The organism is Paenibacillus terreus (genome assembly GCF_042138595.1).
GTDB lineage: Bacteria > Bacillota > Bacilli > Paenibacillales > Paenibacillaceae > Paenibacillus > Paenibacillus terreus.
Genome location: NZ_JBHIRX010000001.1, coordinates 498,265 through 513,757, shown reverse-complemented (window position 1 = coordinate 513,757; position 15,493 = coordinate 498,265). Strand labels below are relative to the sequence as shown.

General features: G+C 51.3%; 18 protein-coding genes. 5 read left to right on the top strand and 13 right to left on the bottom strand.

Annotated features, from left to right (window positions below; translation table 11 throughout):
• Window positions 1-20 precede the first annotated feature (20 nt).
• The 3 genes from ACE5KN_RS02420 to ACE5KN_RS02410 form a co-directional block, all read right to left on the bottom strand.
• Window positions 21-902 carry a carbohydrate ABC transporter permease gene (locus ACE5KN_RS02420; protein ID WP_375526922.1) on the bottom strand — a complete coding sequence of 294 codons (882 nt, stop codon included), beginning with the start codon at window positions 900-902 and terminating at the stop codon, window positions 21-23.
• Between the two features lie 78 nt (window positions 903-980).
• A complete protein-coding gene (locus tag ACE5KN_RS02415; protein ID WP_375526921.1) occupies window positions 981-2,306 on the bottom strand; it encodes an extracellular solute-binding protein in 1,326 nt (441 codons plus the stop codon).
• A gap of 294 nt (window positions 2,307-2,600) precedes the next feature.
• Window positions 2,601-3,173: a cupin domain-containing protein gene (locus ACE5KN_RS02410; RefSeq protein ID WP_375526920.1), complete on the bottom strand. Its 573-nt coding sequence runs from the start codon at window positions 3,171-3,173 to the stop codon at window positions 2,601-2,603.
• A gap of 368 nt (window positions 3,174-3,541) precedes the next feature.
• On the opposite strand from ACE5KN_RS02410, the gene ACE5KN_RS02405 reads away from it, so the two are divergent.
• Both ACE5KN_RS02405 and ACE5KN_RS02400 read left to right on the top strand, forming a co-directional pair.
• Window positions 3,542-3,844 (top strand): hypothetical protein, encoded by a 303-nt coding sequence (locus ACE5KN_RS02405; RefSeq protein WP_375526919.1) that lies wholly within the window; start codon window positions 3,542-3,544, stop codon window positions 3,842-3,844.
• A 170-nt stretch (window positions 3,845-4,014) separates the two neighbouring features.
• Entirely contained in the window at window positions 4,015-4,359 is a 345-nt protein-coding gene (locus tag ACE5KN_RS02400; RefSeq protein ID WP_375526918.1) for a DUF3243 domain-containing protein, read from the top strand.
• A gap of 56 nt (window positions 4,360-4,415) precedes the next feature.
• Here ACE5KN_RS02400 and ACE5KN_RS02395 read toward each other — a convergent pair whose 3' ends face one another.
• Window positions 4,416-5,345: an NAD(P)/FAD-dependent oxidoreductase gene (locus ACE5KN_RS02395; RefSeq protein WP_375526917.1), complete on the bottom strand. Its 930-nt coding sequence runs from the start codon at window positions 5,343-5,345 to the stop codon at window positions 4,416-4,418.
• 248 nt (window positions 5,346-5,593) lie between these two features.
• Between ACE5KN_RS02395 and metE the strand changes: the two genes are divergently transcribed.
• Window positions 5,594-7,888, top strand: coding sequence for a 5-methyltetrahydropteroyltriglutamate--homocysteine S-methyltransferase (metE, locus tag ACE5KN_RS02390; RefSeq protein ID WP_375526916.1), 2,295 nt, complete (start codon window positions 5,594-5,596; stop codon window positions 7,886-7,888).
• Window positions 7,889-8,002: 114 nt separating this feature from the next.
• Here the strand turns inward: metE and ACE5KN_RS02385 are convergent, their stop codons facing one another.
• From ACE5KN_RS02385 to ACE5KN_RS02370, 4 genes are all read right to left on the bottom strand, one after another.
• Window positions 8,003-8,221, bottom strand: a complete 219-nt coding sequence (locus tag ACE5KN_RS02385; RefSeq protein WP_375526915.1) for a YczO family protein — start codon at window positions 8,219-8,221, stop codon at window positions 8,003-8,005.
• 85 nt (window positions 8,222-8,306) lie between these two features.
• On the bottom strand, window positions 8,307-8,777 hold the full coding sequence (locus tag ACE5KN_RS02380; RefSeq protein WP_375526914.1) for a DUF6376 family protein: 471 nt from the start codon (window positions 8,775-8,777) through the stop codon (window positions 8,307-8,309).
• Between the two features lie 120 nt (window positions 8,778-8,897).
• A complete protein-coding gene (locus ACE5KN_RS02375; RefSeq protein ID WP_375526913.1) occupies window positions 8,898-9,398 on the bottom strand; it encodes a metallophosphoesterase family protein in 501 nt (166 codons plus the stop codon).
• A 7-nt stretch (window positions 9,399-9,405) separates the two neighbouring features.
• The gene (locus ACE5KN_RS02370; protein ID WP_375526912.1) at window positions 9,406-9,783 is read right to left on the bottom strand and encodes a DivIVA domain-containing protein; all 378 of its coding nucleotides are present in this window, start codon (window positions 9,781-9,783) and stop codon (window positions 9,406-9,408) included.
• A gap of 190 nt (window positions 9,784-9,973) precedes the next feature.
• On the opposite strand from ACE5KN_RS02370, the gene ACE5KN_RS02365 reads away from it, so the two are divergent.
• Window positions 9,974-10,540, top strand: a complete 567-nt coding sequence (locus tag ACE5KN_RS02365) for a TraR/DksA C4-type zinc finger protein (protein ID WP_375526911.1) — start codon at window positions 9,974-9,976, stop codon at window positions 10,538-10,540.
• A gap of 113 nt (window positions 10,541-10,653) precedes the next feature.
• Here the strand turns inward: ACE5KN_RS02365 and ACE5KN_RS02360 are convergent, their stop codons facing one another.
• The 4 genes from ACE5KN_RS02360 to ACE5KN_RS02345 form a co-directional block, all read right to left on the bottom strand.
• Window positions 10,654-11,658 (bottom strand): Gfo/Idh/MocA family protein, encoded by a 1,005-nt coding sequence (locus ACE5KN_RS02360; RefSeq protein ID WP_375526910.1) that lies wholly within the window; start codon window positions 11,656-11,658, stop codon window positions 10,654-10,656.
• 24 nt (window positions 11,659-11,682) lie between these two features.
• Entirely contained in the window at window positions 11,683-12,042 is a 360-nt protein-coding gene (locus tag ACE5KN_RS02355) for a replication termination protein (RefSeq protein ID WP_375526909.1), read from the bottom strand.
• Between the two features lie 293 nt (window positions 12,043-12,335).
• Window positions 12,336-12,758, bottom strand: coding sequence for a VOC family protein (locus ACE5KN_RS02350; RefSeq protein ID WP_375526908.1), 423 nt, complete (start codon window positions 12,756-12,758; stop codon window positions 12,336-12,338).
• A 257-nt stretch (window positions 12,759-13,015) separates the two neighbouring features.
• Entirely contained in the window at window positions 13,016-14,200 is a 1,185-nt protein-coding gene (locus ACE5KN_RS02345) for an acyltransferase (protein WP_375526907.1), read from the bottom strand.
• A 166-nt stretch (window positions 14,201-14,366) separates the two neighbouring features.
• Here ACE5KN_RS02345 and ACE5KN_RS02340 point away from each other — a divergent pair, with 166 nt between their 5' ends.
• Complete coding sequence (locus ACE5KN_RS02340) at window positions 14,367-14,759, top strand: YidH family protein (RefSeq protein WP_375526906.1); 393 nt, start codon at window positions 14,367-14,369, stop codon at window positions 14,757-14,759.
• Window positions 14,760-14,854: 95 nt separating this feature from the next.
• Here ACE5KN_RS02340 and ACE5KN_RS02335 read toward each other — a convergent pair whose 3' ends face one another.
• Window positions 14,855-15,406, bottom strand: a complete 552-nt coding sequence (locus ACE5KN_RS02335) for a general stress protein (protein WP_375526905.1) — start codon at window positions 15,404-15,406, stop codon at window positions 14,855-14,857.
• Between the last annotated feature and the right edge of the window lie 87 nt (window positions 15,407-15,493).

Here is a 15,493-nt window from a genome sequence, read left to right as displayed (position 1 = left end):
GTGCTTTCTCCTCTCTCCCATTAAATCATGCTTTCTTTTTTGCGGCTTGCAAGCCACTGGCTTGTTCCAATCAGCAGCAGGCTTACGATCACAATGGTGGTCGAGATGGCGCTGCCGAATCCGTAGCGGTAGCTTGTAAAGGTGGAATTATACATATAGGTGGCCAGCAGCTCGGTTGCATGAGCGGGGCCGCCTTTCGTCATAATATAGACCAGATCAAACGATTTCAGGCTGCCGGATATGCACAGGATGACGGCCACCTGCACGGTCTCGCGGATCATGGGCAGGGAGATGGACACCAGCTTGCGCAGGCCGGTGGCTCCGTCCAGCCTGGCGGCATCATGAATATCGCTTGATATGTTTTGCAGGGCCGATATAAATATAATGAGATACAATCCCACAAAGCTCCAGATCAGCGGCGGAATGAGGGCATAGATGGCAATGCCGGCATCGGACAGCCATTGCAGCTTCCAGCTCTGCAGTCCGAGCGTATCAAGCAGAAAGTTCAGAATTCCGATTTGGGGATGATAAATGTACTGCCATACCATTCCGATTACGACCGTGGACAGCACCATGGGCAGAAATATGGCCGAACGGAGAAAGCGCTGAAGAAAGCTGCTCTTGTGCAGCAGCACGGCAAGCGCCAGAGCGATTGGAATCTGGCCGAAGACCGACGCCAGCACGAAAATAATATTGTTTTTCAACGCCCGCCAGAAAATCGGATCTCTGACAATCTCGTTATAATTTTGCAGGCCGATATATTTCGCCTCTCCAATCCCGGACCAGTTGAAAAAACCGTAATAAGCGGACCAGACGACAGGTACGAATACAAACAGCGCATAGATCAGGAGAGCGGGCAGCAGCCCGAGCGTTATAAATCTCCGGTTGCTTAATGCATTCATCGTTTCCACATCCTTTATGAAGCGGCCCCCCGCCGGAGTCGTATTTCAAGCGGGAGGCGTTTTTTGTTTTTGTTTTTGTTACTGGGCCACTGCCGCGGCCTGTGCGTCCTGAATTTTCTGGGCAATCGCTTTTGGATCTCCGCCCATCAGCAGCTCCTGCAGCCCATTGTTGGTCACCTCTACGGTCGCCGATGCAAGCTTGGAATCGTACACAGGGACAATCTTGATGTTTTTCATCAGGTTGTACAGCTCGACAAACAGCGGGTGTGCCTTGCTTTCATCCAGCGCAATATCATAGCTGACAAGCGTGCTGCTGTTCAGTGTCACCTGCTGCCCTTCAGGACCCGACAGCGCGTATAGCAGCTTCATGGCTGCTTCCTTGCGGGCGCCGGTAAGCTTTTTGCTTACACCCATCCCGGTTCCCACCACGCCGGAAGTCGTGGCAGGCTCTCCCTTTCCGCCTTCGATCGGCGGAATGATGGTGATGTGGGTATTATCCAGCACCTCAGGCGGCGCGTTGTTCACCAGATTGGCGAGCGCCCACCCGCCGTTGATCACCATTGCGGCTTTGCCCTGGAAGTAGAGCTGCATCATTTGTGTTTCGTCAATGCTGTTGAAGCCTTCCTGAAACGCCTTCTCATTGCCCAGCTCCTGCAGCTTGGCCAGCGCTTCAATGAATTGCGGATCGGTAAAGCTCGCCCCGTCCTGCGCTACAGCCTTGAGGAACCAGTCCGTTCCTGTAATTCTGTCGCTAATCGTGCTGAAAATGGTCGATTGGGCTACCCAGTTGGTTTTGTTGCCCAAGGCAATGGGAATGACGCCTTTTTCATTGAAGGTGTGGACCGCTGCGAGCAGCTCGTCCCATGTCTCCGGCACCTTGACTCCGTGCTTGTCAAATAAAGCCTTGTTGTAATAAATAAACGAGCTTGGCGCCAGGTTCATCGGCACGGAATAAATATTCCCGTCGACGGTAAAACCATCAAGAGCACCGGGAATAAAACCGTTCTTCCATTCCGGGTTCTTGTCCAGTTCCTCATTAATGGGCTGCAGCAGATCACCTTTGACAAATTCCTTGGTCATTGCATCGGGAAACATGACGAACAAATCCGGCATTTCATCGGCGGCTGCCACGGTGCGCAGCCGGGTTCTCAGTCCGTCTGTCGGCAGCCCCTCCTCTTCAAGAACAATATCCGGATTATTGGTCTGGAAATCCTCAAGCTGCTTGCGCATGGCTGTCGCCTTTGCATCCTGCCCTGTCCAGTTATGCCATACGGTCAGCGTTACCTTGCCGTCCGCGCCGCTTTCTTCTTCGGCTGCCTGCCCCCCGCACCCGGCTAACAGGCTGATGGACAGGACGACACCAATGATTTGTATAAATCTTTGTCTGAAAAGTGACGTTTTCATCATTTGACCTCCCCTGTTTTAGTGATTTTAATTATATTGGCATCGCTTTCAATTTTTAAGGTGAAAAACTTCAAGCATAGGGTAGAAATACTTCAGCTCTTGTTGGACGCTCCGAGAACGAAGCTGCTGCGTGTTTGTCCATACCTAAAAGAAAAGGCCAACCAGAAGCTTCTGGCTGACCATCATAAGAACAACATAACCTTTCCCCATCATACCCCGATTATGGCTTCTGGCATGGGATGAATCGGCTTGGGTCAAAAGCTGCCCTGTTGACAGCTGGATTAACGCAAACAGTTAAGACTGTTGCGACCCTATCCGCCATTGAACATCCTCTGAAACCGGTGAACCGATGACTACCGTCCGATCTATTGGCTTGAGCACCTCTGCCATCTGGGAAGCATTCACACCATATATTTTCTGGAATACTTCAGGAGGAGTTCTTCTCAGAACATCAGACCCGAATACGACCTGTGCTGCATGATGATCAAAAATAGCCAGCAGATGCGTCTGATCCATCGTTGCAATCTCCCAATGCCACCACCCCATGGGAATATAAACCGTTTGTGGCGGTTTAATGCGGTAACTAAGGATCTGTAGGGTAAACGGGTTAAGAATGGAGATATCCGCTTCTCCCTGTATAGCGTACACAAGCTCGGCAGCATTCGGATGCCAATGGGCTTCCACACTGTATCCTTTGCTCAGATAGATGTCAAGAAGACCGAGATTTTGCATCACTGGCATCTGTCCGGCGAACTGCTGAAGAATGAAGTTTTGCGGATTTTGCACGAAAAACGGCGTTGCTCTTAAATTAAAAGACAAATTCAACGAAGGGGACTGCAGCGCTGTCGTAATATTGTCGGGCCGCACGGTATCCCGCCTTTCTGGGTTGGATGATGGAATAAATATATTCAGGTGCCCAGAAAGACGTGCCGTACTGTTTTATCTGATTGTTTTATATGAGTCCTGCAGTCTTCTGCTTCACTTGCTGAACAGACTGTATACGAGCGTTGCTCCGCATGCCAATGCCAACACCTCGAAATTCAGTCCCAAAAGAAAAGAATAGCGGATCATTTGCCAAATGAGGACTCTTTTAACAAGCTTTTCGCATTCCAAAAAAATATATACGGGAAAAACAGACGCCAGGTTGCGCTTTCTTATGACTGCATGCTAGGATGAATTGTTGGTTTTATTGCAGAAACGGACGACCTCACGCTTTGAAAGGATGAATTCACTCCATGGCTTTCGGGATAAACCGCAGGGAGCTCAATGAATGGAAGCAGGCGGTCAGCCGCGGTGAAATTGCTTTTCTCACCCACTACTGGCTGGACCCCCGTTTTCCGGAAATCCGCACCGTCACCAAGGTGGGCTGCTCGGATGAGAAGCGGCTCAGTGCATGGTGCAGTGAGAACGGCTTGAATCCCCGCTATATTCATAAACGCGCAAGCTTTCCCCATTTCGATCTACTAGGACAGAAGCAGCTCGAAATCCTCCGCAAGTGCGGATTGCACGACCATATCAGCAGATTCCATTTATCATGATCGATGAACAGAGAGCCGGAACGACTCTGTTCCCATTTCCTATTGTACAGCAATCGGGATTCAGAACAGTCAGCATGGTTAAAATATAACTATAACATCAATGGTTCTGCATCCCGGGAGAGCAGCCCCATATTCAAAAGCTGTACTTAACATACAAGGAGGAAATGGTTATGAGTGAAAAGTCGCATGTAGTCACCAAAGAAGGCGAGCTCAAGCTGGATCATGTGGACGAGACGCTGGACCGGATGCCCCCCGAGCATAAGGATGAAATTTTGCAAAGCTTCGACACCTTCAAGGCTTATCTGAAAAAAAGAATCAAGCTGGGCCAAAGCATCGGTCTCAATGAGGAGCAGATGGCCCTCGTTGCCCAGCATGTGGCCGATTATCTCGCTGCGACTGAGGAGCCGCGCAACCGTGAGGAAAAGCTTCTGCAGGAGCTGTGGAAGGCTGGCAACGAGGAACAGCGTCACAAGCTGGCCCATATGCTGGTCAAGCTGGCTCAAACGGCGGGTTGAACCGAAAAATAACCGTTCGCATTGCATGGATGCGCGAACGGTTATTTTTTTGCTGCTTACTGGGATGCAGCGGATTTTTGCTTTATTTTTACAAGCGCTTTATGGATCCAGATTGCGGACAGCAATCCCTCCCCCATGGCCACTGCCGCCTGCTCGGAATGCGCCCCAAGATCACCTGCAACCCACACATTTTCGATATTGGTCATTTTGCTGCGGGCATCCGTTTCCACATGCCGGTTATGAATAAGCTTGACGCCCAATTGCTCGGCAAGCCCGGAATGAACATGATTTCCACCAAAAGCGATAAAACCACGCTCTGCTTCAATCATTTCTCCGTTCTCCAGCTTGATGCCTGACAGTTGGCCCTCCCTGGGACAAACCACCTGGGACGCGGGGGCTTCAACATAACGAATTCCTTTACTCTGCAGCTTGTCCAGCATGACTGCAGGCACCTCGGTCATTTCATGGTTAATGTAAATCAATCTGTCCGTCCGGTCTGACAATACCAGGGCCATGTCCGCCCCCGCTTTCCCCGCACCCAATACAACCGTAAGGCGGTTCTGGACTTCATAGCCGTCACAATCAGGGCATATATAAATGCTGCTGCCCAGACAAGGAACAAGTCCTGGCAGATCGGGAAAACGGTCCGTCACCCCGGTTGCCAGCAGAAGGGTGGGTGCTTGATAAACCTCTCCTTCTTCCACCGTGATGTGAAATTCACCGCCTTGGTTGGAAGCTTTAACAGCCCTGCCCCGCAAAAATTCAATACCCAGGCCAGCTGCCGTTTCTTGACCTCTCTTTCTTAGTTCCTCGCCTGATACGCCATCAGGAAAACCAAGCAGGTTATGATAATTCCGGCATAACGTGGACCTGCCATAACCCGAATCAATGACCAGGGTGTGAATGGTGGAATACCGGCCTAACTGGATGGCGGCCTGCAAGCCGGCGATGCCCCCTCCTACAATGATCGTGTCATAAGACTTCACTTTTTGCTTTCCTCCTCTGAAAACCACATTCTGTGAACAATCCTGTAATGGTTATGTACACCGCTCATGCATTTTCAAACTTATTTTCACCGATCCAGACAGGAAATAACCGCAAATGAAAGGCGCACATTCTCACTATAGCTTCCGGCTATAATCGGCTATAGTTATTTGGAGTTACGGGTTGATTTACAAGATATGCTATCTTTCTCTTATCGATATGAACAAGGAAAACAGAGGAGCGAGCGTATATGAAGAGCGGTAATTTGGGCTATCCCCGCATTGGCCGGGAACGGGAATGGAAAAAGGCGCTGGAGACCTATTGGGCAGGCCGCCTGGAGGAAGAGGAGCTGCATTCGGAGCTGAAAGCGATCCGTTTGCGGGGGCTGCAGACCCAGAAGGAAAAGGGAATCGACGTCATCCCTGTCGGCGATTTCACCTATTATGATCATGTGCTGGATACGGCTGTCATGTTTGGCCTTATTCCCGAACGCTTCGGTTTTACCGGAGGCAAGCCGGATTTATCCGTATATTTCGCCATGGCTCGTGGTACCCGTGAAGCGACAGCATGTGAAATGACAAAATGGTTTAATACGAATTATCACTATATCGTGCCCGAACTGTCGGACATCGAGCCAAGACTGACCGGGAACAAACCGCTCGATGCCTATCTTGAGGCGAAGGCGGAGCTCGGCATTGAGGGCCGGCCGGTTCTTGTCGGGCTGTACACCTTTCTAAAGCTATCCAAAGGTTATGCTGCAGAGCAGCTCAAGAGCTGGATCGACCGGCTGCTGCCCCTGTACGGGCAGGTGCTGCACGAGCTGGAGGCGGCGGGAGCGGAATGGGTGCAGATTGACGAGCCGATCCTGTCCACGACGCTTGATGCGGAGGAACTGCAGCATGTTTCGTATATTTATAGCAGGCTGAGCGCGGCTGCGCCCGGTATCAAGCTTATGCTGCAGACATACTTCGAAGCGGCCGAGCATTATGAAGCGATTTCTGCGCTGCCGGTGCATGGCATCGGACTGGACTTCGTGCATGATGGCGGGCGCAATCTGCGGGCGATCAGCCAACACGGCTTCCCTGGCGGCAAGCTGCTTGGCGCGGGTCTGATCGACGGACGCGGCATTTGGCGGGCTGACCTGGGGAGCAAGCTTGGGACACTGACGGCGCTGACCGGCATCGTTGCCGCTGACCACATCATCGTGCAGCCATCCTGCAGCTTGCTGCATGTGCCCGTCAGCGCAGAACAGGAGCTGGCGCTTGAGCCGACGCTGCGCGAGGCTCTTGCTTTTGCCGACGAGAAGCTGGAGGAGCTCGCGCTTCTGGCAAAAGCGGGCAGCTCGGGGCCGGACGCGATCCGCAGGGAGCTGGAAGCGGCCGAACAGAGCCGCAGTGCGCTGCAGCAGTCCCCTTCCCGTAACAGCAAGCAGGTGAAAGAGCGAATCGCCGGACTGGCCTCGCAGCCTTCATCCCGTGCGGAGAGCTTCGAAGAGCGGCGTAAGGCGCAGCGGGAACGCTGGAATCTGCCCTTGCTGCCAACAACGACGATCGGCAGCTTTCCGCAGACGCCTGAAATTCGCAGCGCCCGGCGGAAATGGCGCAAGGGAGAATGGAGCGATACGCAGTATGACGCTTTTATCAAAGCGGAAATCAAGACCTGGATCGGGTTGCAGTCGGAGCTTGGGCTCGACGTGTTCGTGCACGGCGAATTCGAACGCAACGACATGGTAGAGTTTTTCGGCGAGAAGCTGTCAGGCTTTGCATTTACGGCGAACGGCTGGGTACAATCCTACGGATCACGCTGCGTGAAGCCTCCGGTCATATATGGCGATGTCGAGCTTACGGAGCCGATGACAGTCGCGGAAACTGTGTATGCCCAATCATTGACGGATGCGCCGGTAAAGGGTATGCTGACCGGTCCGGTAACCATCTTGAACTGGTCGTTCGTGCGTGATGACAAGCCGCGGGAAGAGGTTGCTTACCAGATTGCGCTGGCACTGCGCGAAGAAGTGGAGGCGCTGGAGGCAGCGGGTATCGGTATGATTCAGGTGGATGAGCCGGCGCTGCGTGAGGGGCTGCCGCTCAAGCGGGAGCATTGGCCAGCCTATCTGGATTGGGCTGTGCGTGCGTTCCGGATGTCCACTTCGACCGTGAAACCGGAGACGCAAATTCATACACATATGTGTTACAGTGAGTTTCACGACATTATCGAAGCGATAGACGCCCTGGACGCTGACGTAATCTCCATCGAGACCTCGCGCAGCCACGGGGAGCTGATTGAAAGCTTCGAAAAGCATACGTACGAAAAGGGCATCGGCCTCGGTGTATATGACATTCACAGCCCCCGCGTTCCGGGATCTGAGGAAATGACGGTGATGATCGACCGTGCCCTGCGGGTGCTGTCTCCTGATCAGTTCTGGATCAATCCGGACTGCGGTCTGAAAACGAGAAAGGCAGAGGAAACGATCGCTGCGCTGCGCAATATGGTGCACGCAACCAAACTGGCGCGCGAGAAATATGCCGTGAAAGCTCAGGGCATATAAGTATTTTTCCACAAGAACTCAAAACCAGAACTCAAAAAATGAGACCGCTGTTTATATGCGGTCTCATTTTTTTGTACGACCAAGGGAAAGGAACTCGGGAAGGGCAACGAAAAATCACTTATATTTGTTCTCGCTGGAAGATTGATGCTTTGTTTCCCCATGACGGTTTTCTTCCCGCTGTTCCAGCGTCAGGTCTTCCATCGGAATGGGGTCCACATTTTGTTCGCTTTCAAACAGGTCGAACAGGCTTGGCTGATCGGTCGGATACTGCTCGGGATGATCGCGGTTGCCTGCCTGCTGCAGCTTTTCTGCTTTTTTCTCGGATTGGGACATCGTCTTCGCCTCCCTGGTATCGTGATGGTGATACAAATGCACTCTTTATATTTTTACCTGTTCCAGGGAGATTCTAAACAATGTCTCAACCGCCCAACTGGTTAATCTGGTCCTTCAGGTCCGTAATTTGCTGAATCAGCTGCGCAATTTCGGTTTGCTGCCAGGCTTCGATGGTAAACCCCTGCTCCTCCATTCGCTGCAGGAAAGAATCTGCCGCTTCACTCAGGGATTGGGCATAACCGCTGATCTCTTCATGGATCGATTGTGCATATGCAGGCGCTTCTGTCTGTGCAAACTGCTGTGCCTCGTCACGCAATGCCTGCAGCTGATTCTTTAGATCTGCAAGCGCCTGCGGATCGGATACGGCCTGCTCCGCCAGACGCTGCAGCTCCGTGCCAGCCGAGCTGATGTCGGTAACAAATCCGCTTGCTTCATTCGCATAATCCAGGGATTGATTGACACTGTCAACGACTCCGCAGCCAGCAGCCAGTGCCAAACTGATCCCCATAACAACCGCTGCAGTCGCCTGTCCGATTCTTCTCTTGTAGATTTTCATTAGCGAGCACTCCTCTGCATCAAAGCTTTATGAGTGCTTACGGATGAAATCCCTGAACGTTTCAGATACATTCCTTGGCGCCAGTAAAGTACCTATTGTTATAATGGGGGCAAGAAAGGTTCAGCTTTTGTCAGAATAAAAGATATGCTTTGCTTCAAAGCCTCCGTTATTCAAATTCAATATTGCAAAAGAATACTGCGCCTGTCTCCGCTTATCGGTAGGCGAGCCCGGATTCAGCACCAATACGCCGTTTATTGTTCTTACGACCGGGATGTGGGAATGGCCGTAAATAATGCAATCGACCTGGCGGCCGGCAAAAGCGGCAATAGCCCGGTCCTCCGTCGTGCCACGAAAGCCGTCTCCATGCACAATGCCGATCCGCTTGCCGCCGACCTCCACGATCCGCTCATAACCGAGCCGCTGCACGATATCCGGTCCGTCATTATTGCCTGCAATCCCTTCCACAGGCGCGAAAGCGGACAGCTTCTCATATACGCTCCAATCCGTCCAGTCCCCAGCGTGAAGAATCAGATCCGCGCCCGGGAGCTTCTTCAGCAGACCGGAAGGCAACCCGCGCGCTGCCGACGAAATATGTGTATCGGAAATTACGATGATTTTCATAGTCTCTTCACTCCGGGAAGTAGTCATTTTCCGGCCGCAAACGCACCTTCAGCAGCCGCAGGCTGTTTTCCATTTGCTTAACAACCTCTTCAAGCTGCCTGCGGTCAATTGTGCTGAAATCGGAAGCCGGTTTGGGAGCGCTTTTCAATTCCTTGATCAAAGCCTGCTGCTCCTGCCATTTATCCATCAAATCTGCAATATTGGCGTAAAAACGTTCATAGTCCTTAATGATTTCATCCAAAAAGGCATCGACCTCATCCGGATCATAACCGCGCATCTTGGTTTTAAACTGCTTCTGGTGAATGGAAAGCGCGTCTAAATGTATGCCAAGCTGCTTAAACAGCTGCTTTTGCTTTTCCAGCCTGCGTTTCATATATTCATCCATCAGTACGACCTCCTTCTCTCCTTTTATTTTTATAACATATTTCGACACGGAGATAAAATCTGTTCCTCTCCCTGGCGACGCCTTGGCCTTACTGATTTCAATTCACCCGCACCGGGTAAAAGATCATTACAGGCCTCGTTCCGTAACGGGCCTTTAAATCAGGTCCATGATATCGAAGGGAGATGTGATCATGAACCATTTGACGCCTCAACAAATTGCAGAATTGAAGCGAATGCTCCTGGAGCAGAAAAAAGAGTTGGAAGATCATTTTAAATTTAACGGCCAGGAAAATTCAAGTCTTGGCGAATCTCTGGAGGTGTCCACCGGAGAATTGACCTCATACGACAACCATCCGGCCGATCTCGGTACGGAAACGTTCGAGCGCAGCCGCGACATGGCCATCAACGGGACGCTCCACAGCCAGCTTGATCAAATTAACGCTGCATTGCAGCGGATGAAGGATGGAACCTATGGCATTTGCATCGCATCAGGCAAGGAAATCCCGTTCGAGCGTCTGCAGGCTATTCCTTTTACGGACCATCATATGGACTACACCCCTGACCGCGAGGTCTCGGGCAGCCGCCCGGTGGAGGAGCAGGTTATGACCCTGCCCCCCAGAGGCGCAGGCGAGGTTAGACAGCGCAATGCCGGCAAATTCGATGATGCCGATGCATGGGAGGCCGTGGAAGATTACGGGACCTCCAACACGCCTGCCATGGCCGCCAAGCGGAATGTGAAAGACTATGACGATATGTAATCTCAGATAATGATTGTGCAAATCAGGCTGTCCGCTGGACAGCCTGTTTAAGTTCGTCTATTTTTGCTCTGTATCCTCTAATTTATCTGATACAACAATAAGAAAAGTGGCAATCAGCCCACAACAACTCTCTTACGGCTTCTGGCCGATTCCAGGCAGGCGTCAACCACCTTCATATTCAAAATGGAATCCTCCGGCTCATAAGGCAGCGGCGTTCCATCCAGCACGGCTGCCGCGAATGCTTCGGCCTGCAGCTTGAAGGAGTTATGGCCCTTCAGTCTTTCCTCGCGAGTCATCGTCCCCACATGGACGAAGATTTGCGGAACGACAGACGTCTTCTCCCAGCCAAACATTTTCGGCATGGCGATCGTACCTTTGGTCCCCAGGATTTCCATATTGGAACGGCTTGCTGCCCACATGCCGCAATCAAAGGTAAGGGTGATGTCTCCGGGAAACTCCACCAGACCTGAAGCCATCATATCAACGCCGCCGTGCTTCTCGGAATAGAGCGCACGCACACTCACGGCCTCCGGCTCGCTTTTTAAATACATACGTGCTGCTGAAATCGGATAGACCCCGACATCGTAAATAGAACCGCCGCCCATTTCCTTGTTAAAGCGCACGTTATCCTTCTGGTCGGAGCTGTTGAAGGTAAACGTGCAGTGGATGCTGCGAATTTCGCCAATCTCGCCGCTGGCGATAATATCCTTAATGCGCTGATGCTTCGGATGATAACGGTACATGAACGCTTCTGCGAAGAGCACACCCGCCTTTTTACAGGCATCAACCATCTCGGCAGTCTCGGCGGAGCTTAGAGAGGAAGGCTTCTCGCACAATACGTGCTTGCCGGCCTGGGCCGAGCGAATTGTCCATTCCTTGTGCAAATGATTGGGAAGCGGGACATAGATGGCTTCCACCTCAGGGTCCTGCAGCAGCTCCTCATAGCTTCCGTACGATCTTGCTATGTTATACTGCTTGGACATCTCCAGCGCTTTATCCGCATTCCGGGACGCAATGGCGACGACTTCTCCTCGCTCCGATTCCTGTATGGCCGGAATCACGGCTGTTCTCGCAATATCCGCTGTACTGATAACTCCCCACTTCAATTTCCGGGTCATCTTCATCATCCTTCCCGTATTGGTTTAGTAGTTGTCCTGTTCAGCCTTGTGCAATATACCGAGACATCTGTCCAAATCCGCCTTGATCTGCTTCTTGTACAATTTGGCCTTCTCGGCTCCCCCGTCCGTAAAATGGTAGAGGACGATCTCCTGAAAGTCCACGCGCGGGTCGGAGCCCTTCAGCTTTTTCGTACGATAGAAGATCCCCTCCTGAACCAGTTCATGCAGAGCCCGGTACACTTCACTCTGCGGTGGGACATAACCGAAGCTCTTAAACTCGCTTTTCATCGTCTCCAGCATCTGATACCCGTATTCCCGGTGCTGTTCTACCATTGTAATCAGATACAGCTTGATAAACGCCCGCTGTGAAATCATGAACGCCATTTCTCGTCCTCCCTCCCATCTCTTGTTTGGACCATTCCCTTCATCCATTATATAGTAATTTCCACATTGCCACTATTCTAATTTTTCATAGAGTTGAGCGGGCGGCGGGGTAACTTTTCGGAATAAAGGGAGAACGGTGGGAAGGTGTTTCTATTTCGAATTTTTCATATATTGAAATTTTAACATATATCGCAATTTATCGCTTCCAAATTAAAACAGCGGCAGCCTTAAACGAAAAATAAGTCCCTGGCTGCCGCTGTTTTATTATGTGACGATAGATTCACCATAAAAAACTATTTTATTCTTGCAGAAATCACATGCTCTTTATTTAACTCCAGCAAATCCCACAAATTCCCGTACAGATCTTTAAAAACGGCAACCGTACCATAAGGTTGTTCAATGGGTTCACGGATAAATTCGATTCCTTTTGATCGCATGTCCTCATAATCTCTCCAGAAATTATCGGTGTTTAGGAAAAGAAAAACTCTGCCACCTGTCTGGTTTCCAATAAACTCCTCCTGTTCCGGCGTTGATGCTTTTGCAAGCAATAATGTGGTCCCCACTGAACCTGGCGGCGATACTACAACCCATCTTTTATCTTGTTCGGGTTGATATGTATCTTCAATTAAAGTAAAGCTCAGCTTCTTTGTATAAAATTCGATGGCTTCATCATAATCCTTTACGACAATAGCAACATGGACAATGGATTGAATCATGCTGTGGCCCCTTCCATTAGGAGAGATAGTATACGCTTATCATACTATACTCCTAAATAAGCCTCATAGCTTTTAATTCATCCTGTGGAGATGCTTGGCGCAATAAAGAAAGATATGCCCGCCTTCAGTGATAGTTTTACATTTCTAAGCCATCTATTATGAAATTTTCATATATTGAATTTTGAATCTTCAGGATGCAAAATAACCGCTCCTGCAAAGGAGCGGTCGCGCGCCGCGCCTCCTGCCGACATCAGCAGTCAAGCTTGCCCCGGCAAGCCTGTCGGCTTGCGGGGCGTTGTGGATGGCCGACGCGTCTGCTGCCCCACCGTCCAGCGCCCCAACGGCAGCCGGGATAACAGCCAGGCGCCTCCTGCCGAGAGCAGAGTGCAGAGCATTAAGGAAATCAATGCTCGGACCGTGACATTCCAGCCAGCAAACCACTGCTGGTCAGGCAGGTAAGTAAGCCTCAGCATTAACGGATGCATCAGGTATGCGCCATAGGAGACCGTACCCAGCCATGAAATCCAGCGCACCACGCTGGAGCCTGTCGCAACGATGACCATAGCTGCCCGGTATGCCGCAAATATCAAAACGATACAGTACACCGCCATCAACGGACGCAGCAGCGATACCGAATTGAAGCGGATGAGCAGCCCTTCATCGGTCTGAAAGGTGCCGACAAGCCTGAACAGCAGAATTCCGGTCAGCAGCGCAAAGAGGCTCCAGTACACCCATCCAATTTTGCGGACCCATTCATTCCAGCGGCCTATGTTCATCCCGGCGGACGCACCGAGAATGAAATAGAACAGGAAATACAGGACATTCCGGTCCGCATAATCGGTAAACATCGGTGTCAGCACGGGGATATCCGCCGCCTCGAACAGACGGGAAACGGGGCCAATGCAAAACATAAGTCCCGTGTACAGCAGACCTGTGGCGATAATCGCCGCTGGCCCCATTCTTGCCGGAATGGCGGCCGCAATGGCTCGAACTGCTTTCCGCAGCAGCGGGAACAACAGATAACATTGAATAATCATGATAATATACCAAAAATGATAGCTTGTTTTGCCGGTCAGCAGCTTTTGCCCATACAGCAGCAGCGCGTCCCAGCTCAATGCTCCCCCTGCGGACAGCAGGTTTATGGCCTCAAAAACCGCAGACCAGATGATATAAGGTACCACGATATCTTTAAAACGCTTGGCAAGAAATGTTCCATAAGAAAATCTGCCATCGTAGTTGTAGAACAGCACCAGTCCGGTAATAAAAATAAACACAGGCACAGCAAATTTCGCCGCAAGCAGCATAATTGCCATCAGCACCCCATCCGCCAGGGTCACCCCCGGCACAATGGAATAATGCGCTATGGAATGCTGCAGCACCACGGCTGCAAACGCAAGTCCGCGCAAAACTCCGATCTCCGGCACTCTCTCCTTTTTGCTCATTGTTTTCCCCCAAATCTCTTGATGCCTACCCATCCATTATAATTGCTGTTTGCATTCCGTAAATAAAAAGAGCGTCGGGAATAGCACAAAACATTTTCCATGTTATAAATTGACTGACATGTTTAAAATAACTAAGAGCTCTTTTGCTGAAAATGAGGTGACTGTGATGACTGCTTCAGAGAGCAAGGCAGAAGAAAATAAGGAAGCGAAATACGTTCAGCAGCATTTGGCCAATGAGCGGACATTTCTGGCCTGGGTACGAACCGGCATTGCGATCATTGGGGTAGGATTTATCGCTTCTGGCCTGACGTTCGGCTCCTCCCCCTACAGCCGGCTTGCGCACACGGCTTCCGTGCTGGCAGGCAGCGTATCCCTGCTGTGCGGACTCGGGACGATCATTTTTTCTGCACTCAGCTACCGCCGCAGACGAATGCAGATTAACAGCGATCAGTTTCGCTCCACCATTCATCTCGTTCATTTTCTGCTGATTTTGATGACCGTGATCGGAGCGCTGCTGGCTGTTATGATGTATGTGCTGTTGGGGAAGCAGGGATCTTAGCTTATCCCGCAAAAAAGGGCCGTCCCCGTCATTGGAATGATCATGGGACGCCCTCTTTTGAAAGCTATGAATCTATTAAATTGAATCGCCAGGCATTACAATTTCCGCGGCAGATCTGTACGGGCGCTGTTCGTAACATCATCACGCAGCGTATAACGGTCCGCATTCAGCGAACGGTTCGTGCGAAAGATATCATACACCTGGTTGCTGCTGCTGTTCGAATCCACCAGCACCAGAATTTTGCCCTGATCCACATAGCTCTCATATTCGCGAGCCTCATCCTCGGGAATCCCCAGGCCCACCAATCCGCCGACGAGACCGCCTGCACCGGCGCCGACCGCGGCTCCGGTCAGGGTTGCAGCGATGGGGCCTGCAGCGAGAATCGGCCCGATGCCAGGAATAGCCAATGCCCCGATACCGGCCAGCAGACCGGCCACACCGCCCAGCACTCCGCCTGTGGCAGCCCCGGTCGCAACTCCCTGCGGCGCCTTGGTGCCTGTCTCTTCATTGATGGCATTCAGATCATCGCGGTCTTTCGTGATGACTGAAATTTCATCCCTTGGGATTCCCTGAAGCTTCAGATCTTCAATTGCCCGGGAAGCTTCTCGTTCCGTATCAAAAACACCGACAATTTTCTTTGTTTCCATGACAGATACCTCCTCATTTTTTGAAGTGGTTCGTCATTGTATTACCCTGTGCGGCTGACGGCGAAACGAGCTTCCCTGCAGCCGTCC